This is a genomic window from Arthrobacter sp. 10T44 (genome assembly GCF_056393885.1).
The window spans coordinates 195214-217372 of sequence record NZ_JBFTGT010000006.1; the positions used below are offsets into that span (position 1 = coordinate 195214).

A 22159-nucleotide genomic window follows, 5' to 3' on the forward strand; every position below is an offset into this window, starting at 1 on the left:
GCGTGCCCGGCTTCGGCCCGGCGGGCCTGTCGGGCAGGCACCCTCAGTGGATGCTGTGTCGCCGGCCGGCATCGGCCTCGGTGCCGTTGGGGGGCGTTCCCGCGCCGGCCGGGCTGGCGATGAACACCGCCGCCTGGGTACGGCGCTCGAAGCCCAGTTTGGCCAGCAGGGATGAGACGTAGTTCTTGACGGTCTTTTCGGCCAGGAACATCTCTGCCGCGATCTGGCGGTTCGTGAGCCCGCCGCCGACCAACTCCAGCACCCTGCGTTCCTGCGGCGTGAGGGAAGCGGTCCGGGGATCAACTTCTTCGGTTTCCACCAGGCTTTCAACGATCCCGGCGGCCACGCCGTCCTCGAAGAGGGATTCGCCCGAGGCGGCGCGGCGCAGGGCACCGATCAGGTCGGTTCCGCCGATCTCCTTCAGGACGTAGCCTGAGGCTCCGGCGAGGACGGCGCCGCGAAGGGCCTGTTCGTCGTCGAAGCTTGTGAGGATGATGCAGTTGAGCGAGGGGTCGACGGAACGAACGTCGCGGCAGACCTCGATCCCGGTCCCGTCGGGCAGCCGGGCATCCAGAACGCAAACGTCCGGGTGCAGCGCTGGAATCCGCCGCGTCGCCTCCACGGCTGATCCCGAACTGCCGACGACCAGGAATCCCTCGCCCTCCAGGAGTTCTTGGAGGCCCCGGCGGACCAGCTCGTGGTCGTCGAGGATGAACACGCGTATCACGGCCGGGTGGCCCTCGGTTGCAGTGAGACCGGCATCTGCCCAGGCAATCATGTTTCTCCCGTCCGGGCGCTGTCGCTGCCACCGGTCCCACGGAGCTCCCCAGCTCGCGTTGCAGGTCCGTGGCGGAGCGCGCCCGTCCAACTTGTGCGGGACCCTGCTTGCTGATCCCTGAATTGCGGTGAAGTCGTACCTTCCATTGTGGGCTTTAGCCGCCCCCGATGGTCGCGAAGCGGGAATATTTCTTCGCCGCGCACTGAAAGTCTGCGGCCGGCGCGTTGCCCCGGACAAGGGCCGTTTGGCCCACGATGCCGGGCCGGCTGGGCCCGCCGCCGTGACTTTCGGCCCTAGCCTGCGGACCCGGACGCCGGAATCCTTGGAGCTACGTGCCATGGGGGCACCACGAAGGGACCAGTCATGAGCGAGGCTACGGGCATCCGGACCATCGTGGTCGGAGTCGACGGATCGGACGCTTCGGTGGAGGCCCTGCGGCAGGCGCAACGGCTGGCGGTCCCGCTGTCGGCCAACATCGTGGCACTGGCCTGCTGGGACGTTCCGCCGGTCTACGACGGTTACGTCGCCATGGGAATCAACGATTTCGACGTGCGGGCGGGTGAAATCCTGCAGGAGACCGTGGTGAAGGCCTTCGGCGAAGCCACGCCTGCCAATGTGGAAACGCGGCTGGTGCAGGGGCACCCGCGCAAAGTGCTCCTCGATGAGAGCCGCGCCGCGGACCTGCTGGTGCTGGGCCGGCGCGGGCACGGCGGCTTCGGCGGCCTGCTGCTCGGCTCGGTGAGCTCCGCCCTCGTGGCGCACGCGCACTGCCCCGTACTGGTGGTGCACACACCGGAAAAGCGTTAGCCGGGGCTGACAGGGGGGGCCCGGGGCGGCCGCGTCCGTCCGGGTCTATTCGAAAGAGGCCCGCCGCGGGTCTGCCAGCCGGGTGTGCCAGACATCCGGGTTGTTGACCTTGAACCGGCGTCCGGTGAGGGCCTTGGGCGCCAGTCGCACGTAGTAGTTCTTTTCACCGGGCTGCCAGGGCTCCAGGAGCAAGCCGTCCACCGCGTCCTTGTCCGCTTGGTCTTCGATCAGTTCGGCTTCGCCGCGGGCGACGACGCTCCAGGCTGTCTGCTCGTGCGAGTCGTAGCCGTCGATCTCAAAGGCAACCGGTTTGGCCGTGATGGCGCCCCACAGCTTGGTGCCACCGGCCGTGCGGAACACGATCGAGCGGCGCTGCAGGACGAAGTTCACCGGAAAGACCTCCGGGTGGCCGTCGACGATCAGGGCAATCCGCCCGACAACTTCGCTGTCGAGCAGCACCCAGCACTGGTCGATGGACAGCTGGAAATTGGGCGGAGGCGTCGTCGTATTCACAGCTCCACGTTACGGACAGGCCGGGCAGCCCATCAGGGCCATAAGGCCCGTGGCGCCGGGACGGACGGCCCGCTTGACTACGGCCCGCTTGTCCACGGCACACCGGACCCGGCGGCCCCGGTCCTACCAGGGGCTGGGCTTGTAGTCCTTCAGGAAAACGCCGTACTGGTCCTCGCCGGACTCGCCCATGACGATCGGGTCGTAGACCCGCGCGGCGCCGTCGACGAGGTCCAGCGGGGCGTGGAAGCCTTCCTCCATCAGCCGGACCTTCGTGTAGTGCGGCCGCTCGTCGGTGATCCAGCCTGTGTCGACGGCGGTCATCAGGATTCCGTCGGAGTCGAGCATTTCCTTGGCGCTGGTCCGCGTCATCATGTTCAACGCGGCCTTGGCCATGTTGGTGTGCGGGTGCCCGGGTCCCTTGTAGGCGCGTGAGAACTGGCCCTCCATGGCGCTGACGTTCACGATGTACTTGCGCCGTGCGGTGGAGCGCCTCATCGCCCCGCGCAGCCGGCTTACCAGCAGGAACGGCGCGGTGACGTTGCAGAGCTGCACTTCAAGCATCTCCAGCGGATCCACCTCGTCCACCACCTGGGTCCAGCTGTTGACGCTGGCGAGGTCCGGAACCAGGCCGCCGGCGTCGATCGCGGTGCCGGAGGCGATCCGCTCGAGCGAGGCGGAGCCGGTGGACAGCGCCAGCGAGGTGATGGCGTCGCCGGCCAGCACGGGATGGTCCAGCACCGAGCTGGCCAGGGCCAGCGGGTGCTTGTCGTGGGCGTGGCCGAAGGTGACCAGTTCGGGGCCGCCGTTGGCTGCCTGCAGCTCCGCGGGCAGGGCTTCGTCCTCGGCGTCGACCAGCGGCTTGTATGCGTTGCCCGAGCGCCGGACCGTCTGGGCGGCGTTGTTGATGATGATGTCCAGCGGGCCCGCGGCGTCGAGGGAGTCCGTCAGGGCCATCACCTGCGAGGGATCACGCAGGTCGATGCCGACGATCCGCAACCGGTGCAGCCAGTCGGCGCTGTCCTCCATAGCGGCGAAGCGCCGGGCGGCGTCCTTCGGGAAGCGCGTGGTGATGGTGGTGTGGGCGCCGTCGCGGAGCAGCCGGAGGGCAATATACATGCCGATCTTGGCCCGTCCTCCGGTCAGCAGCGCACGCCGGCCGCTCAGGTCCGTCCGGGCATCGCGCTTGCTGTGGCTGAAGAGGGCGCACTCGGGACACAGCTGGTGGTAGAACGCATCCACCTGCGTGTAGTGCTGCTTGCAGATGTAGCAGGGCCGGGACCTGATCAGGTGGCCCGCAACCTCGCCGGTGGCCGAGGTCGCCAGCTTGTTGCCGCGGGTCTCGTCATCGATCCGGTCCGGTGCGGCGGTCGCGGTCTGGGCGATGACGGCACGGTCCGCCTCGGCGATGAGGTCCCGCTTCGTGCTCCGGCGGTGCCGCTTGACCGCTTTGAACATCTTCCCGGTCGCGCGGCGGATCGAAACGTAGTCCGGGTGTTCCTCGTCGTAAACGTGGATGCTGTTCAGCACCTTGAGGCAGGCGGCGATTTCCGCGGGGGTCAACTCAGCCGGGGCCGGTGAATCGCTGGCCGGCACGGGGGGCAGATCGGGAGAGCTCATTGGGCTAATTTTACAGCCTGCAACGGCCCCGACCCGACGCCGCAGATTGCCGGCCCGGAACCCGGGCCGCCAACCGGCGGCCCGGCTCAGGCCCGCGGCTTAGTACGCCTTGGTGGAGGACTTCCCGGGAGGCTCGACGCCGACGGCGGCGGCGTGCACCTCGCCGACCTTTTCCACGGACTCGCGGCCGGCCGGCCAGTTCTCGGTGGCGGTCTTCACGGCATCCGGCACGAGGTACAGGTTGGCCGCGGAGAGGGAACGTTCGGCGTCGCCGGGCTCGGGAACTTCCTGGCCCTTGGACAGGACCGTGATGCCGGAGTCGGTGACCTTGAACCCGCGCGCCCGGTCTAGTTCGGGATCCAGGCCGATCGCGGCACCGGCCGGGATCCGGACGTTCTTATCGACGATGGCACGCTTGACCACTGCGCCCGCCCCGACCTGGACCTTGTCCATCAGCACCGAGTCAAGGACCCGGCTGGCCGTGCCGACGTAGACGTCGTTGGAGAGCACCGAGCCTTCCACGATGCCGCCGGAGATAACGACGCCGCTGGCCACGATCGAGTCCAACGCCGTGCCCACGGTGCCGCCCTCGCCGCGGACGAACTTGGCCGGCGGCGAGATGCTCTGGCGCGTGTAAATCGGCCATTCCGAGTTGTACAAGTTGAACACCGGCACGGGGGAGATCAGGTCCATGTGGGCGTCGTAGAACGAATCGATGGTGCCGACGTCGCGCCAGTAGGTGCGGTCACGCTCGGTGGAGCCGGGGATGTCATTGAGGGTGAAGTCATACACCCCGGCCTCGCCCTGGTCGACGAAGTAGGGAATGATGTCCCCGCCCATGTCGTGCTTGGTGTCGAGCCGCTCGGCGTCGACGTGCAGCGCCTCGACGAGGGCGTCGGCGTTGAAAACGTAGTTGCCCATGGATGCCAGGAACTGCGTGGGGTCCGCGGCGAGCCCGGGCGTGGAGGACGGCTTCTCCACGAAGGCCGCGATCTTCTCCGGGTTCTGCTGGTCAACCTCGATCACGCCGAACTGGTCGGCCATGTGCAGCGGCTGCCGTACGGCCGCCACCGTCGCCTTCGCGCCGCTGGCGACGTGCTGCTCGACCATCTGCGCGAAATCCATGCGGTACACGTGGTCCGCGCCGACCACGACGACGATGTCGGGGTTGGCGTCGTGGATCAGGTTGAGGGACTGGTAGATGGCGTTGGCGCTGCCCAGGAACCAGCTCTTGCCGACGCGCTGCTGGGCGGGTACGGAGGCGATGTAGTTGCCGAGCTGGGTGGACATGCGCCACGTTTCGGAAATATGCCGGTCAAGGCTGTGGGATTTGTATTGCGTCAGGACGACAATCTGCAAATACCGGGAATTCACCAGGTTGGAAAGGGCGAAATCAATGAGCCGGTAACTTCCGGCGAAGGGAACGGCCGGCTTGGCCCGGTCGGCCGTCAACGGCATCAGCCTATTTCCCTCGCCACCTGCGAGGACAATGGCCAAGACTTTCTTTTGCTGCGGCATGTGATCGCTCCTGAACGCCTTCGTTGCTCCCCAAAAACCGTCCGGTGTGCCCGGACCTCTTCACACTAGAACAGATCAGCCGGAAGGACTACCTTGGGGTTTGTGCGAATAGACATTGTGACCAAGGAATTCCCGCCCGAAATCTATGGGGGCGCCGGCGTCCACGTGGCCGAACTCAGCCGTGTGCTGGCCCAGAGGGTGGATCTGCAGGTGCGGGCCTTCGGTGCCCCGCGCACTCCGGACTACCACGGGGCCACCGTAACGTCCTATGCCGTGCCGGAGGACCTGGCCGGCGCCAACGCCGCGGTGCAGACCCTCGGCGTGGACCTGAGGATCGTCCCGGACATCGCCGGCGCGGACCTCGTGCATTCGCACACCTGGTACGCCAACATGGCCGGGCACATCGCCTCGCTGCTGCACGGCATCCCGCACGTGCTCAGCGCCCACAGCCTGGAGCCGCTGCGGCCCTGGAAAGCCGAACAGCTCGGCGGCGGCTATGCCCTGTCATCCTGGGTGGAGAAGACCGCCTACGAGTCCGCCGCGGCGATCATCGCCGTGTCCGAAGGGATGCGCCAGGACATCCTGCGCAGCTACCCGGAGGTGGACCCGGCGAAGGTCCGCGTGGTCCACAACGGCATCGACGTCAGCCTCTGGAACCGCGACGAAGACGAGGACGTGGTCCGCGCCCTGGGCATCGACCCGGAGCGGCCGAGCGTCGTCTTCGTGGGGCGCAACACCCGCCAGAAGGGCGTCCCGTACCTGCTCCGGGCCGCCGCGAAGCTTCCCGCCGACGTCCAGCTGGTGCTGTGCCTCGGCGCCGCGGACACGCCGGAACTCGCCGCGGAGACTGCCCGCCTGATCGAGGAACTGCAGGGCCAGCGCAGCGGCGTGATCCTCGTGGAGCGGATGCTTCCGCGCCGCGAGCTGATCCAGGTCCTCAGCCACGCCACCGCGTTCGCCTGCCCGTCCATCTACGAACCGCTCGGGATCGTGAACCTGGAGGCGATGGCCTGCGGCGCCGCGGTGGTGGCCAGCGCCACGGGCGGCATCCCGGAAGTTGTGCAGCACGGCGAGACGGGCCTCTTGGTGCAGCTTGAGCAGGTCACCGACGGCACCGGCACTCCGCTCGATCCGGAGAAGTTCGTTACGGAGTTTGCCGCGGCCCTGACCGAGGTGGTCTCCGACCCGGCGCGCGCCCGCGCGATGGGCCAGGCCGGCCGCCGCCGGGCCGAGGAGCACTTCTCCTGGGAATCCATCACCGAAACCACCCTTGAGGTCTACCGCTCGGTTCTTCCGCAGTAGCGACGCAGCACGACGACGGCGCCGCCCCGGATAAGGGGGCGGCGCCGTCGTCGTGCCGTGCTGTTTTAAGCTCTGCTGTTTTTGAGATCTGCTGCTTTTTAGCGGCGCTGTTGCTTAGCCGCGCCGCGCCTTGCCGGAAGCGGCCTTCCCGGATTTGGCCTTCGCCTCGCGCGCCGTGCGGGCCAGCAGGATCTTCTCGTCAACCGGGGCGTGGCCGCTGGCACGCTGCTGGCGGAAGAACTCCCGGGCCTCGTCCTGGCGGGTCTTCTCCGCCCCGGTGGCGATCGCTGCGCGGAGGTGCTCCGGGCCGAAACCGAAAGCGTCCACCAGGTCCAGGGCATGCGGGCGGATCTTCACGAGCAGCCGGTTGATGTACTCGCCCACGGTGCGGGCGCGCTGCATCGAGAGACGGCCGTTCATCAGATACCAGGACAGGTTCTTCTCGATCAGGGACAGTCCGAAGAGGTCGCGCAGCCAGGTCAGGACCGCCTTCGTGCCGGGGTCGGCGACCTTGCCCAGCGCCTCGGTGAAGGCCTCCCACTGCAGCAGTTCGGCGTGCGCCTGGGCCGCCTCGATGAGCTCGTTCTGGTGGCTGTTGAACAGCGCGGCGGCCTGCTGCTGCGGCAGCTTGTTCGCGCCCTTGAGCGCCGATCCAACCTCGGCCACCATGGCCTGGACGCGCTCGGTCAACAGGGCCCGCTGGCCTGCCTCGTCCTTGATCGCACTGGCGGCCTTCTGCACCGAGCCGGAGTCCGCCATGAACTGGGCGACGCCGCGCAGGCCGGTCCGGTGGATGGCGGCGCCGGTGGCCTGCCCGACGACGTAGCGCGCCAGCACGCCGAAGTCCACGTTGCGGAATTCCTTGGCGTAGTCCGCCAGCAGGCGCTTCGCGACCAGCTGCAGCAGCACGGTGTTGTCGCCCTCAAAAGTGGCGTAGACATCGAGGTCGGCGCGCAGCGAAGCGAACCGGTTCTCGATCAGGAAGCCGGCGCCGCCGCAGGCTTCGCGGCACTCCTGCAGGGTGTCGAGGGCATGCCAGGTGCTGAGCGGCTTGAGCGCGGCGGCCAGGGTCTCGAGGTCCTGGCGGTCCTCGTCGGTGTCGTTCCGGCCGGAGAACACGTCGTCGAACTTCTGCAGCAGCTGTTCGCTGGCGAAGCTGGCGGCATAGGTGGTGGCGAGCCGGGTGAACAGCCGTCGCTGGTGCCGCTGGTAGTCCAGCAGGACCTCCTCGTCTGTGGCGGAGGAGGCGTTGAACTGGCGCCGTTCGGAGGCGTACTGGATGGCGGTCTTGAGGGCCAGCTTGGACGCGGTCACGGCGGCGCCGTCGAGGGAGACGCGGCCCTGGACCAGGGTGCCGAGCATCGTGAAGAAGCGGCGGCCAGGGCTGGCGATCGGCGAGGTGTAGGTGCCGTCAGCGTCGACGTTCCCGTAGCGGTTGAGCAGGTTCGTCCGGGGGATCCTGACCTGGGTGAAGTGCAGCCGGCCGTTGTCGATGCCGTTCAGGCCGCCCTTGACACCGTCGTCCTCGCCGCCGATGCCGGGCAGGAACTCCTTGGTCTCCGGGTCACGCAGGTCCATGTAGAACGCGTGCACGCCGTGGTTGACGCCGTTGGTAATCAGCTGTGCGAAGACGACGGCGGCCAGGCCGTCGATGGCGGCGTTGCCGATGTAGTCCTTCCAGGCCGCGCGGAAGGGCGTGTGCACCACGAACTCGCCGGTGGCGGCGTCGTAGGTGGCGGTGGTGGCGATGCTGGCGACGTCCGAGCCGTGGCCGGTCTCGGTCATGGCGAAGCAGCCGGGGATGTCCAGGCTCATGATGCCCGGCAGCCACTTCTGGTGGTGTTCCTCGGTGCCGAGGTGGTTCACCGCGGAGCCGAAGAGGCCCCACTGCACGCCGGCCTTGATCTGCAGCGAGGGGTCGGCAATGACGAGTTCCTGGAAGCCGGCGACATTGCCGCCGTGTTCGTCCGCGCCGCCTACCTCCGCAGGGAAGGCCCGGTGCACGGCGCCGTTCTCCACCAGGATCTTGAGCTGGCCGAAGACCCGCTGGCGGTGTTCGGTGTGGGTGAGCCCCTCGGTCTTGTGCAGGTCCGGGCGGCCGGCCAGGTCCCGGGCCTGCCGGCGGACCGCGGCCCACTTGCCCAGCAGCTGTTCGCCGAGGGCGGCGACGTCGACGGCGGGGGCACCGGCAGCGGAAGCTGCGGCGGGCCAGGTCCGGGGCGCGGGGGCCGGGGAGGTGGGGTGGCCCGCGGGGCGGTCGGCTAGTTCAGTCATGTCGATTCCTTCGTTGGCACTGACATTGCGGTTCTGGTCGTTGGTGGTTCTGGTCTTTGGTGCTCTGGCAGTTGGTCGTGTTGGAGCTGGTACGCGGCTACGGGGCCGGCGGATCTTGGAGTTCGGGTGCGATGCCGAAGCAGAGCCAGTCGGTGATCTGGCGGGCCATCGCTTCCTGGCCGGGTTTGGCGGGGGAGTCCGGGCTGGCCAGCCACTGCTCCCCGGCGTTCCGGACCAGCCCGATCGCGGCGTTGGGCCAGTAGCCGATCACGGCTTCCTTACCGGTGACGGCACGCAGTTGGCTCCGCATGGGCAACGCGATCATCTCGCTGATCGATGCGAAGAAGTGGCCGAGCGCCCCGGCCGCGGCGATCGAGCCGTTGTGGCTCTCCGCCTCGCCGGGCGCGTAGCGGGTGACGAAGGTGTAGACGTTCGGGCTGGTCTCGGCCATCTGCAAGTAGGCGGACACCATGGCGTAGAGCCCTTCGCGCGGGGTCTGGGCGCTCTGCGCGGCCTCCTGGATGCGCCGTTGCATCTGGCTCAGGACCACTTCGCCCACGGCCTGCTGGAGGCCGGCCTTGTCTCCGAAGTAGCGGTAGAAGACGGATTTGGACGTTCCGGCCGCTGCAGCGATGTCCTCCATCGAGGCTTCGCTGCCCAGGGCGTGGACCGCCTTCCGTGCGGACTTGATCAGCTCCCGGCGCCGTTCCTCCCGGTGGGATTGCCAGCGGGAGGCCCGGCCATCGACTGGGCTCCCCGAGGCGTCGCCGGGGTTGCTGCGCGCAGCACTGATGCCGGCACTGACCGGTCCGGGGGGTTCCGCCTGCAGGATGTTCACGATACCCAGCGTATCAGGTACGCTGGGTATCAGTAATCCGCTTTGATCGAAGGAGAGAGCACATGCCTGAAAACGGAACATCCGCGACCGGACCGAAGGACACCACGCCGGGCGCAGGATCAGCCGCAGCGCCGCAACTCCGCAAAGCCGTTGTGGTCGGCGGCAACCGCATCCCGTTCGCCCGCACCGGCGGCGCCTACACCAAGTCCTCCAACCAGGACATGCTGACCGCCGCGCTGGACGGACTGATCGCACGTTTCGGCCTGCAGGACGAGCGGATCGGCGAGGTTGCCGCCGGCGCCGTGCTCAAGCACTCCCGCGACTTCAACCTCACCCGCGAAGCGGTGCTCGGTTCCGCGCTCTCAGCCGAAACCCCCGCGTACGACCTGCAGCAGGCGTGCGCCACCGGCCTCGAAACCGTCCTGGGTCTCGCCAATAAGATCAAGCTGGGACAGATCGACTCCGCCATTGCCGGCGGCGTCGACTCCGCCTCTGACGCCCCCATCGCCGTGAGCGAGGGCCTGCGTGAAATCCTGCTCGACCTGAACCGCGCCAAGACCCTGCCGCAGCGGCTGCAGGTGCTGAGCCGGCTCCGGCCGAAGGACCTGGCCCCGGATGCCCCGAACACCGGGGAGCCCCGGACCGGGCTGTCCATGGGCGAGCACCAGGCGCTCACCACGGCGCAGTGGAAGATCACCCGCGAAGCCCAGGACGAGCTGGCCTACAACAGCCACCGCAACCTGGCCGCCGCTTACGACGCCGGCTTCTTCGATGAACTCCTGACCCCGTACCGCGGGCTCAGCAAGGACTCCAACCTGCGGCCCGACACCACGCTCGAAAAGCTCGCGGGTCTCAAGCCGGTCTTCGGCAAGAACCTGGGAGCCGAAGCAACGATGACAGCCGGCAACTCCACCCCGCTCACCGACGGCGCCTCCACCGTGCTGCTCGCCTCGGAGGAATGGGCCGACGCGCACGACCTGCCCAAGCTGGCCACGGTACTCGACGGCGAGGCGGCCGCCGTCGACTTCGTCCACGGCAAGGACGGCCTGCTGATGGCTCCCGCGTTCGCTGTCCCGCGGCTGCTGGCCCGCCACGGCCTGGGCTTCGAGGACATCGACTTCTTCGAAATCCACGAGGCCTTCGCCGGCACTGTGCTGAGCACCCTCGCCGCATGGGAGGACGAGGAATTCTGCCGCACCCGGCTCGGCCTCGACGGCGCCCTGGGCAGCGTCGACCGCGCCAAGCTCAACGTCAACGGTTCCTCGCTCGCCGCCGGGCACCCGTTCGCCGCGACCGGCGGCCGCATCGTCGCCTCGCTGGCGAAGATGCTGCATGACAAGGGACAGGTCGACGGCCGCCCGGCGCGCGGGCTCATCTCCATCTGCGCCGCCGGCGGCCAGGGCGTCGTCGCTATTCTCGAAGCACACTAGGGGGACCGGATGACTGACAAATACACCCAATTCGTGAGCCGGGGCCTGGGCAAGGACATTGCCAAGAAGCTCGGGCTGCCGCAGCCCGTGGTGCTCCGCCGCCACCGGCCGGGCCAGCCGCTGGTGCAGGGACCCGTCCTGGTCCAGGGAGCCGGCAGCGGGGCGGACGAACTCGCCGCTACGCTGTTGTCCTGGAACCTGGACGTCCGCCGCCACGCCGCGCCGCGCGAAAAACTCGGCGCGATCATCCTGGTGCTGGACGAGGCCGCGCGGCCCGAGGACCTTGAAAAGCCCGTGCTCAGCGCCGCGGCCTCGCTCCGGGACCTCGCCGCGAACGCCCGCGTGGTGACCGTTTCCCGCGCCGCCGCCGGGACCACGGACCCGGCCACGGCGGCGGCCCGGCAGGGCGTGGACGGCCTGCTGCGCTCGCTCGCGAAGGAACTGCGCGCCGGCGCCACCGGCAACGGCATCCTGCTCGCCGACGGCGCACGGACCACGAGCCCCAGCGCCCTCGGGGCCCTCCGGTTCTTCCTCTCCGGCCGCTCCGCTTTCGTGGACGGCCAGTTCCTGACGGTCTCCTCCGAGGCCGGCCAGTTGCCTGCCGACGCCGAGAAGCCGCTGGCAGGGAAGGTCGCGGTCGTGACCGGAGCCGCCCGCGGGATCGGCGCGGCCATCGCCCGCACGCTGTACCGCGACGGCGCCACGGTCGTCGTCGTCGACATCCCGGCCGCCGGGGACCACCTGGCGAAGGTCGCCAACGAGGTGCACGGTACCGCCCTGCAACTGGACATCAGCCGGGAAGACGCGGGGCAGCGCATCATCGACCACGCCGTGGAGCGCCACGGCGGCCTGGACATCCTGATCCACAACGCCGGCATCACCCGGGACAAGCTGCTCGCCAACATGGACCAGGGCCGCTGGAGCTCGGTGATTGCCGTGAACATCGCCGCGCAGCTGAGGATCAACGAGGCGCTGCTGGCCTCCGAGCACTTCCGGAACTCGCCGCGGATCGTCTCCGTCGCCTCCACCAGCGGCATCGCCGGCAACCGCGGGCAGACCAACTACGCAGCGTCCAAGGGCGGCGTGATGGGCATGGTCCGTGCCACGGCGCCGCTGCTCGCAGCACACGGCGGCTCCATCAACGCCGTCGCTCCCGGTTTCATCGAAACCGAAATGACGGCCCGGATCCCGTTCGCCACCCGCGAGGTGGCCCGCCGGCTCAATTCGCTGCAGCAGGGCGGCCAGCCCGGGGACGTGGCGGAGGCGATCGCCTTCCTCGCCAGCGACGCCGCCGGCGGCATTTCCGGCGAAGTGCTGCGTGTCTGCGGGCAGAACCTGGTGGGCGCATGAGTGGTACTCAGCCCGTCCTCCTGGGCGAGATGCCGTCGCTGTCCAAGCTGTACGTCAACGCTGCCGCCACCGCTGCGCGCCGGCGGGTGCTGGGAACGCACGCGGGCACGGAACTGCCCGGCTGCAGCCATGAGGTGCGCGGCGTGACGGCCGGGGTCGCCAACCTGACGGCCTACCAGCACCTGATCGGGGAGACCGCCAGCGACGTGCTGCCGGCCGGGTTCATCCATGCCCTGGCGTTCCCGCTGTCCATGTCCGTGATGAACCGGGACGACTTTCCGTTGCCGTTGTTGGGGATGATCCACCTCACCAACAAGGTGGTCCAGAGCGCTCCGGTGCTGTTCTCCGAAGCCCTGGACATCCGGGCCTGGGCGGAAAACCTGCGCGGCCACCGGGCCGGCACCCAGCTGGACCTTGTGGCTGAAGTGCGCGGGGCCGGAGAGGACTTCGTCCGTTGGCGCGGCGTGTCCACCTACCTCGCGAAGGGCGTGTTCCTCCCGGGCATCGACAAGCCGTCCGCGGCCGCCGCGCCCGATGGCTTCAGGGCCCCGAACCCGACGGCGCTCTGGCAGCTCGGCGTGGACACCGGGCGGGCGTACGCCTCCGTTTCCGGTGACTTCAACCCGATCCACCTCAGCGTGCTCAGCGCCAAGGCCCTCGGCATGCGGCGTTCCATCGCCCACGGCATGTACCTTGCCTCCAGGGCGCTGGCCGACGTCGGCGCGGCCAAGGGCGACGCCTTCAGCTGGGACGTGGCGTTCGAGGCGCCGGTGTTCCTGCCGGCCCGGGTCGCGCTAGACATCAGCACGGTGCAGGGCGACGACGGCGCGTGGTTGCGCTCCGACTACGTCGCCTGGAGCCCGCATTCGGGGCGCAAGCACTTCAGCGGGTCGGTGGCGTCGCTGAAATAGCGCGCCACCAAACAACGACGGCGGCCGTCTCCGACTATTCGGGGGCGGCCGCCGTCGTCGTTCTGGCGGGGACCGCGGCTGTGCCGTTCGGCTAGCTGGTGCCGGCGGAGGAGGCGTCCGGTTCCCGATGTCTGTCGCTGGACTTCGCGTCACTGGACTTGGGGGCGCCGGAATCAGCGTTACCCGACTTCACTACCCGCAGCATCCGGTGCAGGCTCAGCAGGATTGACTCGACGGCGCTCGGGGCGCCGGCGGACTGGTCGTCGGCGGCGACTCGCGCGGTGAAGGTCTTGACCGCCGCGTCAGCCTCCTCGACGAGTTCGGCCTGCCGCTGCGGTTCCTCCTCCTCCGCAGCCCGGAGCACGTCGCCCGCCATGGTCATGGCTTCGGCGAGCGGCTCGGCATACCCGTCCGGAATCACGAAGGGGGTGTCTTTGGCCCAGATGACGTCCGAGAGTACCTGGGTGACGTCCTGGATATGGAAGGTCAGCCGCTCCAGGTCACGCAGGTTGCGGTAGTCCTCCTCGACGTCCCGCGGGTGCAGCCGGCGGCGGGGATTGGCTTGCCGGCTTGCGTCGGCTTTCTGCACGGCAGCGCGCACGGAGCGGGCGCGCCCCGCGAGCGCCTCGGAGCGGCGGGACCAGTCCTCGTGTTCCGGCGGCCAGTTCTCGCGGAGCGCCTTGCCCATATCCCAGAGCTGTTGGGCCAGGGCCAGCCGCAGCTCGGCCAGGCTGAGGGCGGCGGCTTTGAAGTGCAGCGGCGGGAAGACGAGCAGGTTCACCACGATGCCGACGCTGACGCCGACGCCCATTTGGAAGAGATAGCCGAACGAGAACTTGTCCGGGTTGTGGCCGCCGACCAGCAGCACCAGCAGCGCCGCCGTCGGGATCCAGTCGCTGCCGGAACCGATCTTCGGCAGGCCGGCGAGGATGACGCCGAGTCCCATCATGATCGCGACCGACAGCGGCGTCGGGTTTCCCAAGCTGAACAGCGCAAAGGCGAGCCCGATGCCGAGGGCCAGGCCCACCAGCGTCTGGACTCCCTGGCGCATGGAGCCGGAGACGTTTTCGTACATCGCGACCAGGGCGCCCAGGGGCGCGTAGTACGGGTAGTCAGCCGCGGAGCCGGGCATAAACGGGGCGATGAAGAACGCGACGCCCGCCGCGATGGCCGCCTTCGTGGCCAGTTGCAGCCGGGGCCACAGCAGGGCGGCAGAGACGCTCCCGGCCACGGTGCGCGCGAGCCTGCGGGCCCAGGAGGGGTGGGTGCCGCCGTCGTCGTGTTCTTTTGCATTTGCCATCCCGGCTCACCCTAGGGCCGCGGCGTTGCTGCTACAACTGGACGAACCCCTACGGGGATGCCAGCGGGGTCGACGCGCAGGCCTTCCGCACCGCGGCCGAGAGTCGTTGGGCCTTTCCGTTGGTGCGTCCTTCCTCGCTGCGCCTGGGCACGTAGCCGAAGCCGATTCCGTAGCCGGGATCGGCGAAGCCCAGGGCCGCGTTGGCGCCCTCGTGGCCGAAAGCGAGGTGGCTGCCGAAGTCCCGCCCCGGGTGCGGCTTCATGAAGACCACGCCGAAGGCGTTGTCCTGTCCGGAGGAACGGTCAAGGCCCCACACCTGCTCCTCCGCCATCAGTCCGATGGTCCGGGGCGCCAGGAAGCCCGGACCGCCGTCGACTCCGGTGGTGGCTGCGGCGTAGAGCCGGGCGAGTCCTTCCGCGGAGCCTATCCCGCCGGCGCTGCTCATGCCGCCTGCGCGGATGACGCGGTGGTTGGGCAGCTCCATGATGCCGCTGACCGGCGCGTTGCTGTTCAGTCCCGCCAGGCTGAGCGGGTCCAGCCAGCCATCGGGGTCCTCGGTGTACAACACCTCGCGGAAGCGCTCCTCCTCCTCGGCGGGCAGGCCCAGGAAGAAATCGATGTCGAAGGGACGGCGGAGGCGCTCGTCAAAGAGTTCCTGCAACGGGGCTCCGGCGACCCTCCTGCACAGTTCCTCCATCAGGATGCCGATGGTCAGCGCGTGATAGCCGAAGGTGCGTCCCGGGCGCCACAGCGGGGCGGCGGCGGCCAGACGGCGGGCGGCTTCCGGCATGGCGAACTCCTCGAGCGCGAAGCCGCCGGCGATGCCCGGCAGGCCCGCCTGGTGCGAGAGTGCCTGGCGGACGGTGAGCCGGTCCTTGCCGTGCGCGGCGAACTCGGGCCAGTAGGACGCCACGGCCGCGTCCAGGTCCAGCAGCCCGTCCTGTACCAGCAGGGCGATGACGAAGGCTGCCGCCCCCTTGGAACACGAGTAGGTACCTGTGATGTCGCCCGGGCCCAGCCCGGGACCGCCGCTGAGCTCCAGTACCTTGACGCCGCCGCGGTACACCGCTAACTGGGCACTGTACTCAGGATCCTCTGCCAGGAATGTGTCGAAGAGTTCACGGACGGCCGCAAACGCCGGGGCGGCGGTCCCGACGGAAAGCTGCGGTCCGGCCGCCGGTCCGGAGTGTGGCTGGGTGGAAAGTTCCATTGCCCCACCCTAGCGCCGCCGTCTGCACCGCCCGCCGCGGCCGGTGCCTAGCCCGCGCCGTGTCCGGCGGTAACCTCTTCGCCGGCCCGGACGGGACCCGGCGGCGTGCCGTTGCCGAAGGGGCGGCCGCCGAGGGCCTCGCGGCCGTGATCCGAGAGCCAGTTGCCCAGCTCCGGACCCTTCGGGACGATCCCGGTGGGGTTGATGTCCTCGTGGACGATGTAATAGTGCTGCTTGATCTGCACGAAGTCGGTCGTGTCACCGAAGCCGGGGGTCTGGAACAGGTCCCGGGCGTAGGCCCACAGCGCCGGCATTTCGCTGAGCTTCTGGCGGTTGCACTTGAAGTGCCCGTGGTAGACGGCGTCGAAGCGTGCCAGCGTGGTGAACAGCCGGACGTCCGCCTCGGTGATCGTGTCGCCCACCAGGTACCGCTGCCCGGTGAGCCGTTCTTCCAGCCAGTCCAGCGCCGTCCAAAGCCGGTCGTAGGCCGCGTCGTAGGCGTCCTGGGAGCCGGCAAAACCGCAGCGGTAGACGCCGTTGTTGACCTCGGTGAAGACCCGCTTGTTGACGGCGTCGATCTCCTCCCGGAGGGCTTCGGGGTAAAGATCCGGGGCGCCGTCGCGGTGGAATTCCGTCCACTCGGTGGAGAAGTCCAGGGTGATCTGCGGGAAGTTGTTGGTGACCACGGCGCCGCTGGGCACATCGACGATCGCCGGGACCGTGATGCCGCGGGGATAGTCCGGGAAACGGCGGAAGTAGGCCTCCTGGATCCGCTCGATGCCCAGGACCGGGTCCTTGCCGCCGGGATCCAGATCGAAGGTCCAGGAGCGTGCATCGTGGGTGGGGCCGGGCTGGCCGAGAGAGATCACGTCTTCGAGGCCGAGGAGGCGCCGCACGATCACGGTCCGGTTCGCCCACGGGCAGGCGCGCGCCGCGACCAGCCGGTAACGGCCGGGTTCGACGGGCCAGCCGGGCTCCCCGTTGGCCCCGGGCGCGCCGTCGCGGGTGATCCGGTCCTCGATGTAGTTGGTGTCCCGGTTGAACTCCGCACCGCCGGTGACATAGGCGCCCCGCGTGCTGAAGGCCTGGTCCGATTTCGTGGTTGTCTCACTCATGCTCCCAGCCTATGCGCAGCAGGCCAGCCGGACGCACCTGACCGGCCGCACCGGCCCCGGTCAGCCCAGCCGGTCAGCCCAGCAGATCAGCCCAGCCGGGCAGCCTGGGCCACGAGGCCGACCAGGCCGGCGACGACCGGCGCCATCGGCTGCCATGCCACCCACCAGGCCGCCGCCACCACGACGCCGAACAGCCCGATCCAGACAAACGCCGGCAAGGGCGTGGAGCGGGCAAGCAGGTACGCGTCCGACGTCGACAGCCGGTTCCGGTGCCGCGAATGCACCGCCACCAGCTTGCCCAGGTCCCGGACGGCAGCCACCAGCAGTGCCAGCCCCAAGCCGATCATCACGTGGCCAATAAACACCGCGGGGACAAAGAGGACCAGCAGCACTGCGGCGAGGACCGCCGCGGCGGTGATCAGTACACCGACGCCGTTGCGCAGGAAGAGGAAGGAAAGCAGCAACACGAGGGTGCCGACCGACATCGCCGCCGGCCCCCAGCCGTTGAAGCCTGACCAGACCATCGCGGCGCCGACGACGGCGGGGACCGGATAGCCCCAGAATGTCGACCAGGCGGCGGCCAAGGGCCGGCGGCTGTAGCTCGTGGTCGTGCCGGAATGGTCCAGGCTCAGCCTGATGCCGCCAAGCCGCTGGCCGGTCATGAGTGCGGCGAAGGCGTGGCCCAGCTCGTGCGTCACGGTGGCGAGCAGGCCAAAGTGCCGCCAGCTGGCGCGCGGCAGGGAGAGTGCGACGGCGACGGCGACCACCAGCAGGAGTTCGGTTCCGGTCACCACCGGTGCGGGTGCGTGGCTGAACCCGTCCACAATGCGGTGCCACCACGTTCCGGCCAGGTCGTCGGTGGCGAGGGCAGTTGACTCAATGCTCATGGGGGACTGTTACGCCTTCGCTGTTACGCCGTGCCGGCGCTGTGCCGGATGCAGTAGGGCGTCCACGGCCTGGCCTCAAGCCGGCCCTCGGCAATCGGGCCGCCGCACACCTCGCAGATGCCGTAGCTACCTGCGTCGATCCGGACCAGCGCAGCTTCAATCTGTGCGAGCCCGGCCCTGCTTTGTTCCAGCAGCGCGGAGGCCTGGGAGAGTTCGAAAGCGATCGTCGCCCCCTCCGGATCGTGTTCGTCGTCGACGTTGGAATCCTGCCGGGCGGCATTCACCGACGTGATGTCCCTGCGCAGGGCGGGCAACAGGGCAAGCTTCCGCTCGCGCTCCTGGCTGAGTAGGATCCGGAACCGTTCGACGTCGATCATAGGGTGCAAGGCTAGCGCGGCCGGCCGGGAAGCGTCGAAACCGCCCCAAAACGCCCCGACCCTGCCGGCAGGTCCGGGCGGCATGCGGGGCCGAAAGGCCTGTTCGCGGGAACCGGGCCGGCCGTACAGTTGGATCAGATTCAGCAGGACCCGAGTTCCGCCCAGCCAGGGAGACGCCATGGACACGCCGGTTCCCAAGAAACCCGAGGAAGAAGCCGGGGCGCTCGCAGCCGTGGAGACGCACCATGCGGGGATGCTCAAACGGCTCGAGGCGCTGATTGCCGCCCTGACCCATGCGGTGAAGTCCCGCGACACCGGAGCCGAGCACGAGGCCCACGAGGTGCTGGTCGAATGGTGCGAGACCGAACTGGTCCCGCATGCGCTTGCCGAGGAGGGCACGCTGTACGGCGGACCGGGGGCTATGCCGGAGGGACGGCTGCTGGTGGCAGGTATGCTCGCCGAACACAAGGCGATAGTCGGCCTCGTGGAGCGCCTCCGCGCCGCCCAGGGAGTGGACGCCGCCGTCGCCGCCGGCACGATCGGACAGGTCTTCGCCCTGCACCTGGAGAAAGAAAACCGGCTGCTGATGCCGTTCATTGTCGAATCGCCCGGTCTCAGCCTCGCCGCCTCCGTCGCCGGCCTGCACGAGCTGGTGGGGGAGGCCCACATCCATGCCGCCCACGGTGCCGAACCGCCGGCGCGCGCGGACAACGGCTGACGCGCCCATGAGGGACGGCACGGAACCGGCTGACCACCACCCCGCCACGGCAGACGACGCCGACGCGCTGCTGCGCGAACTGGCAGCGGCCCACGGGGTGGGAACCTCCTATTGGGGCTGGGACGGGGTGGAGCGCTCCGTTGCCGCGGACACCCTTCGCCAGGTCCTCACCGCCCTGGGCGTTGCCTCCGCCGGTCCGGGGGAGATCAAGCGATCGCTGGAGGCAGCCGAGCTGGCCCCCTGGCGCCGGTTCCTGCCGCCGGTCGTGGTGGCGCGGGAGGGAGCAGCGGCATCCTTCGATGTCCACGTCCCGCACGGGACCGACGTCAATGTCCGGGTCGTCGCCGAGGATGGCGCCCGGCACGAGGTCCGGCAGCTGGAGGACTGGGAGGAGCCAAAAGAGGTCGACGGCGTCCTGACCGGGCGCGCGAGCTTCGCCATCCCGGAGGGGCTGGCGATCGGCTGGCACACCATCCAGGCGGACGCGGCCGGCACCGCGGCAGAGTGCCCGCTGGTGGTCACTCCGGGGCGGTTGCGGACCACTGCAGCCCTGGCGGCACGCCGCAACTGGGGACTCACGGCCCAGCTCTACTCCGTGCGATCAGCGCGTTCCTGGGGGATCGGCGACTTCGCGGACCTGGCCGATCTGGCCGCCGTTGCCGGGGCGGAAGGGGCGGGGTTCATCCTGGTCAACCCGCTGCACGCCGCGGAGCCCCGGCCGCCGGTGGAGGACTCGCCGTACCTGCCGGCCACCCGGCGCTTCTTCAACCCGCTGTACATCCGGGTGGAGGATATCCCTGAATACGCCTACTTGGAGCCCGGTGCGCTGGCCGAGGCGGACAGCCTCGCGACCCGCCTGCGGGCCGCCAACCGGGAGGCGTCCCTGCTGGACCGCAACTCCAGCTACGAGGCAAAGCTGGCGGTGCTTGAGCGGGTGTTCCGCGTCCGGCGGGGACCCTCCCGTTCACGCCGGTTCAGCGACTTCTGCCGGGACCAGGGCCAGGGGCTCGACGACTTCGCGCTGTGGTGCGCCCTGGCAGAGAGCCTCGACCCCTCGGCGCCCGAGTGGGCGGACGCCGCTGCCTCCCCGGACACCGGGTACTGCGCCGCCCAACGGACCGCGCTCGCGGACCGGATCGAATTCCACCGCTGGCTGCAGTGGATTTGCGACCAGCAACTGGAATCGGCGCAGGACGCCGCGCGGCGGGCCGGCATGGACATCGGCGTCGTGCATGATCTTGCGGTCGGGGTGAAGCTCGGCGGCGCCGACGCCTGGACCCTGTCCGGCGTCCTCGCGCACGGCGTGACGGTTGGCGCGCCTCCGGACATGTTCAACCAGCAGGGCCAGAACTGGACCCAGCCGCCGTGGCACCCGGGGCGGCTCGCCGAGGCCGGCTACGCCCCCTACCGGGACATGCTGCGGACCGTGCTGCGCCACGCCGGCGGGATCCGGGTTGACCATGTCCTGGGCCTGTTCCGCCTCTGGTGGATCCCGGAGGGCGCCGGGCCGGGCGGGGGCACGTACGTGTACTACGACCACGAAGCGCTGATCGGCATCCTGGCCCTCGAGGCCCAACGCGCGGGGGCAGTGGTGATCGGCGAGGACCTCGGCGTTTTCGAACCCTGGGTCCGGGACTACCTGGCCGAACGGGGCATCCTCGGCACCTCGATCCTGTGGTTCGAGCACGACGGCGACGGGCCGCTGGCGCCGGAACGCTACCGGCAGCAGTGCCTCACCAGTGTCAACACGCACGACCTGCCTCCTACCGCAGGCTACCTGGCCGGCGCGCACGTGACGCTCCGCGAGTCGCTCGGGCTGCTGCGGCGCCCGGTCGCGGAAGAACGCGCCGCCGACGCCGCAGAGCAGGAAGCCGTGCTGGAGCTCGTCCGGGAGCGCGGGCTGCTGCCGGCAGCGGCGGAGGCCGGGGAGCAGGCCACGGTGGAGGCGCTGTACGCGTTCACCGCCCTCACGCCGTCGTCGTTGCTCGGTGTGGCGCTGGTCGACGCCGTGGGGGAGACCCGCACGCAGAACCAGCCCGGCACCAGCACGGAGTACCCCAACTGGCGGATACCACTGGCCGGGCCGGAAGGCGTCGTGCTGATCGAGGAACTGCCTCAGGACGCAAGGTTCCGTTCGCTCCTCGGCACGGTCCAGCAGGCCTTCCACCGCCGCGGATAAGTCGTTCGTGGCCGGCCGGCAGCTGGCTGAACCGGCTGCGGATCGGCTGCCGCACAGCCGCGGCCAGCGTGTCGTTGCGAACTGAGGCATCGGGGTGATAATTTCTCTTGCCGCCGAAAATTTGCGGACACATACGGCTTCCGCCGACCCACTCCCCACGCTTCACCGCGCACCAGAAAGGCCGCAATGGCGCTGCTCCTTCCCGACACCCTGCCGACCCTTCAGACGGCCACCGGCAGGTTCGTCCTGGCACCATTCACACCGCTCGACGTCGAGCCGCTGGCGCGCCTTCTGGCCCGCGACGAGATCTGGTCCCAAGGCTTTAGTGACAGTGAGGCCCGGCCCGCGGGTGAGGCCGAATTGTCAGCGTTCGTGGACCGCCGTTTCGCGGGGCTGCAGGTGTTTTCGGTGTACCAGCAGCTCCCGCTGGGACAGTCCCGTTTCGTCGGAACCACCGGCATCACCGAACACGACGAGAGGACGGAGCGCGTGAAGATCGGCCGGACCGTGCTGGACCCGGACCTCTGGGGAGCGAAGGTGAACCACGAGGTGAAGATCACCCTGCTCGACTGGTTGTTCTCCTGCGGGGCTGGACGGGTTGAATGCGACGTGGACAGCCGCAACCAGCGGTCGCTGGCCTCGCTGGCCCGGTTCGGCTTCACGGCCGAAGGCACCCGGCGCCGGTCCTCCCGCAACGCCGACGGCGTCTGGCGCGACTTCGTCATCCTGTCGCTGCTGACCGAGGAGTGGCCGGAGCTGCGTCCCCGCGCGCTGGCGTCCCTGTCCGGGCAGAGGCCCGCCGGGCTGCTCGCCGTCTAGGTCCGGGCCGGGGGGACGCTCGCTTTGCTCACGGCTCCGGCGAGATTCTGGAGCACCATGTCCGGCACCTCCTCCCCGCGCGCCAGAGATAGAGGCGTGACGGTACTTGCGGCGTCGCCGAAGGGCGGTCACGAGCCGGGTAGGTAGTAGATCCAAGAGGTTGAGTACCGTTGCCGTCCGCCGTCAGGACCGGGGCAGGTAAATCGAGTACACGTT

At 69.3% G+C, this 22159-nt stretch carries 19 protein-coding genes; 8 read left to right on the forward strand and 11 right to left on the reverse strand.

Annotated features, from left to right (window positions below):
• Positions 1-43 precede the first annotated feature (43 nt).
• Entirely contained in the window at positions 44-778 is a 735-nt protein-coding gene (locus tag AC1DBL_RS12265; protein ID WP_476926208.1) for a response regulator, read from the reverse strand.
• A 363-nt stretch (positions 779-1141) separates the two neighbouring features.
• Between AC1DBL_RS12265 and AC1DBL_RS12270 the strand changes: the two genes are divergently transcribed.
• Positions 1142-1585, forward strand: coding sequence for a universal stress protein (locus AC1DBL_RS12270; protein WP_441418725.1), 444 nt, complete (start codon positions 1142-1144; stop codon positions 1583-1585).
• Between the two features lie 45 nt (positions 1586-1630).
• Here AC1DBL_RS12270 and AC1DBL_RS12275 read toward each other — a convergent pair whose 3' ends face one another.
• From AC1DBL_RS12275 to glgC, 3 genes are all read right to left on the reverse strand, one after another.
• A complete protein-coding gene (locus AC1DBL_RS12275; protein WP_476926209.1) occupies positions 1631-2098 on the reverse strand; it encodes a pyridoxamine 5'-phosphate oxidase family protein in 468 nt (155 codons plus the stop codon).
• A 123-nt stretch (positions 2099-2221) separates the two neighbouring features.
• A complete protein-coding gene (locus AC1DBL_RS12280) occupies positions 2222-3715 on the reverse strand; it encodes an SDR family NAD(P)-dependent oxidoreductase (protein WP_476926210.1) in 1494 nt (497 codons plus the stop codon).
• Between the two features lie 99 nt (positions 3716-3814).
• On the reverse strand, positions 3815-5233 hold the full coding sequence (gene glgC / locus AC1DBL_RS12285; protein ID WP_476892556.1) for a glucose-1-phosphate adenylyltransferase: 1419 nt from the start codon (positions 5231-5233) through the stop codon (positions 3815-3817).
• Between the two features lie 102 nt (positions 5234-5335).
• Here glgC and glgA point away from each other — a divergent pair, with 102 nt between their 5' ends.
• Entirely contained in the window at positions 5336-6535 is a 1200-nt protein-coding gene (gene glgA, locus AC1DBL_RS12290; RefSeq protein ID WP_349627356.1) for a glycogen synthase, read from the forward strand.
• A gap of 114 nt (positions 6536-6649) precedes the next feature.
• Here the strand turns inward: glgA and AC1DBL_RS12295 are convergent, their stop codons facing one another.
• Entirely contained in the window at positions 6650-8809 is a 2160-nt protein-coding gene (locus AC1DBL_RS12295) for an acyl-CoA dehydrogenase family protein (protein WP_476926211.1), read from the reverse strand.
• 97 nt (positions 8810-8906) lie between these two features.
• The gene (locus tag AC1DBL_RS12300; RefSeq protein WP_476892555.1) at positions 8907-9647 is read right to left on the reverse strand and encodes a TetR family transcriptional regulator; all 741 of its coding nucleotides are present in this window, start codon (positions 9645-9647) and stop codon (positions 8907-8909) included.
• 62 nt (positions 9648-9709) lie between these two features.
• On the opposite strand from AC1DBL_RS12300, the gene AC1DBL_RS12305 reads away from it, so the two are divergent.
• The 3 genes from AC1DBL_RS12305 to AC1DBL_RS12315 are packed head-to-tail and all read left to right on the forward strand — an operon-like array spanning position 9710 to position 13338.
• Positions 9710-11077 carry an acetyl-CoA C-acetyltransferase gene (locus AC1DBL_RS12305; RefSeq protein ID WP_476926212.1) on the forward strand — a complete coding sequence of 456 codons (1368 nt, stop codon included), beginning with the start codon at positions 9710-9712 and terminating at the stop codon, positions 11075-11077.
• 9 nt (positions 11078-11086) lie between these two features.
• Complete coding sequence (locus AC1DBL_RS12310; RefSeq protein ID WP_476926213.1) at positions 11087-12427, forward strand: 3-oxoacyl-ACP reductase; 1341 nt, start codon at positions 11087-11089, stop codon at positions 12425-12427.
• On the forward strand, positions 12424-13338 hold the full coding sequence (locus tag AC1DBL_RS12315; RefSeq protein WP_476892552.1) for a MaoC family dehydratase: 915 nt from the start codon (positions 12424-12426) through the stop codon (positions 13336-13338). The genes AC1DBL_RS12310 and AC1DBL_RS12315 overlap by 4 nt, the downstream gene beginning before the upstream one ends.
• Positions 13339-13429: 91 nt before the next feature.
• Here the strand turns inward: AC1DBL_RS12315 and AC1DBL_RS12320 are convergent, their stop codons facing one another.
• The 5 genes from AC1DBL_RS12320 to AC1DBL_RS12340 all read right to left on the reverse strand — a co-directional run bounded on the left by AC1DBL_RS12320 (position 13430) and on the right by AC1DBL_RS12340 (position 18227).
• On the reverse strand, positions 13430-14638 hold the full coding sequence (locus tag AC1DBL_RS12320; protein WP_476892551.1) for an FUSC family protein: 1209 nt from the start codon (positions 14636-14638) through the stop codon (positions 13430-13432).
• Positions 14639-14687: 49 nt separating this feature from the next.
• Positions 14688-15848: a serine hydrolase domain-containing protein gene (locus tag AC1DBL_RS12325; protein ID WP_476926214.1), complete on the reverse strand. Its 1161-nt coding sequence runs from the start codon at positions 15846-15848 to the stop codon at positions 14688-14690.
• A 47-nt stretch (positions 15849-15895) separates the two neighbouring features.
• Positions 15896-16963 carry a glutathione S-transferase family protein gene (locus AC1DBL_RS12330; protein ID WP_476926215.1) on the reverse strand — a complete coding sequence of 356 codons (1068 nt, stop codon included), beginning with the start codon at positions 16961-16963 and terminating at the stop codon, positions 15896-15898.
• Positions 16964-17049: 86 nt separating this feature from the next.
• Positions 17050-17850 (reverse strand): M50 family metallopeptidase, encoded by an 801-nt coding sequence (locus AC1DBL_RS12335; protein WP_476926216.1) that lies wholly within the window; start codon positions 17848-17850, stop codon positions 17050-17052.
• 23 nt (positions 17851-17873) lie between these two features.
• On the reverse strand, positions 17874-18227 hold the full coding sequence (locus AC1DBL_RS12340) for a TraR/DksA family transcriptional regulator (protein WP_476926217.1): 354 nt from the start codon (positions 18225-18227) through the stop codon (positions 17874-17876).
• Between the two features lie 178 nt (positions 18228-18405).
• Here AC1DBL_RS12340 and AC1DBL_RS12345 point away from each other — a divergent pair, with 178 nt between their 5' ends.
• The 3 genes from AC1DBL_RS12345 to AC1DBL_RS12355 all read left to right on the forward strand — a co-directional run bounded on the left by AC1DBL_RS12345 (position 18406) and on the right by AC1DBL_RS12355 (position 21943).
• The gene (locus AC1DBL_RS12345; protein WP_476926218.1) at positions 18406-18945 is read left to right on the forward strand and encodes a hemerythrin domain-containing protein; all 540 of its coding nucleotides are present in this window, start codon (positions 18406-18408) and stop codon (positions 18943-18945) included.
• A 7-nt stretch (positions 18946-18952) separates the two neighbouring features.
• Complete coding sequence (malQ, locus tag AC1DBL_RS12350; protein ID WP_476926219.1) at positions 18953-21124, forward strand: 4-alpha-glucanotransferase; 2172 nt, start codon at positions 18953-18955, stop codon at positions 21122-21124.
• Positions 21125-21310: 186 nt separating this feature from the next.
• Positions 21311-21943 (forward strand): GNAT family N-acetyltransferase, encoded by a 633-nt coding sequence (locus tag AC1DBL_RS12355; protein WP_441418741.1) that lies wholly within the window; start codon positions 21311-21313, stop codon positions 21941-21943.
• Positions 21944-22159: the final 216 nt, after the last annotated feature.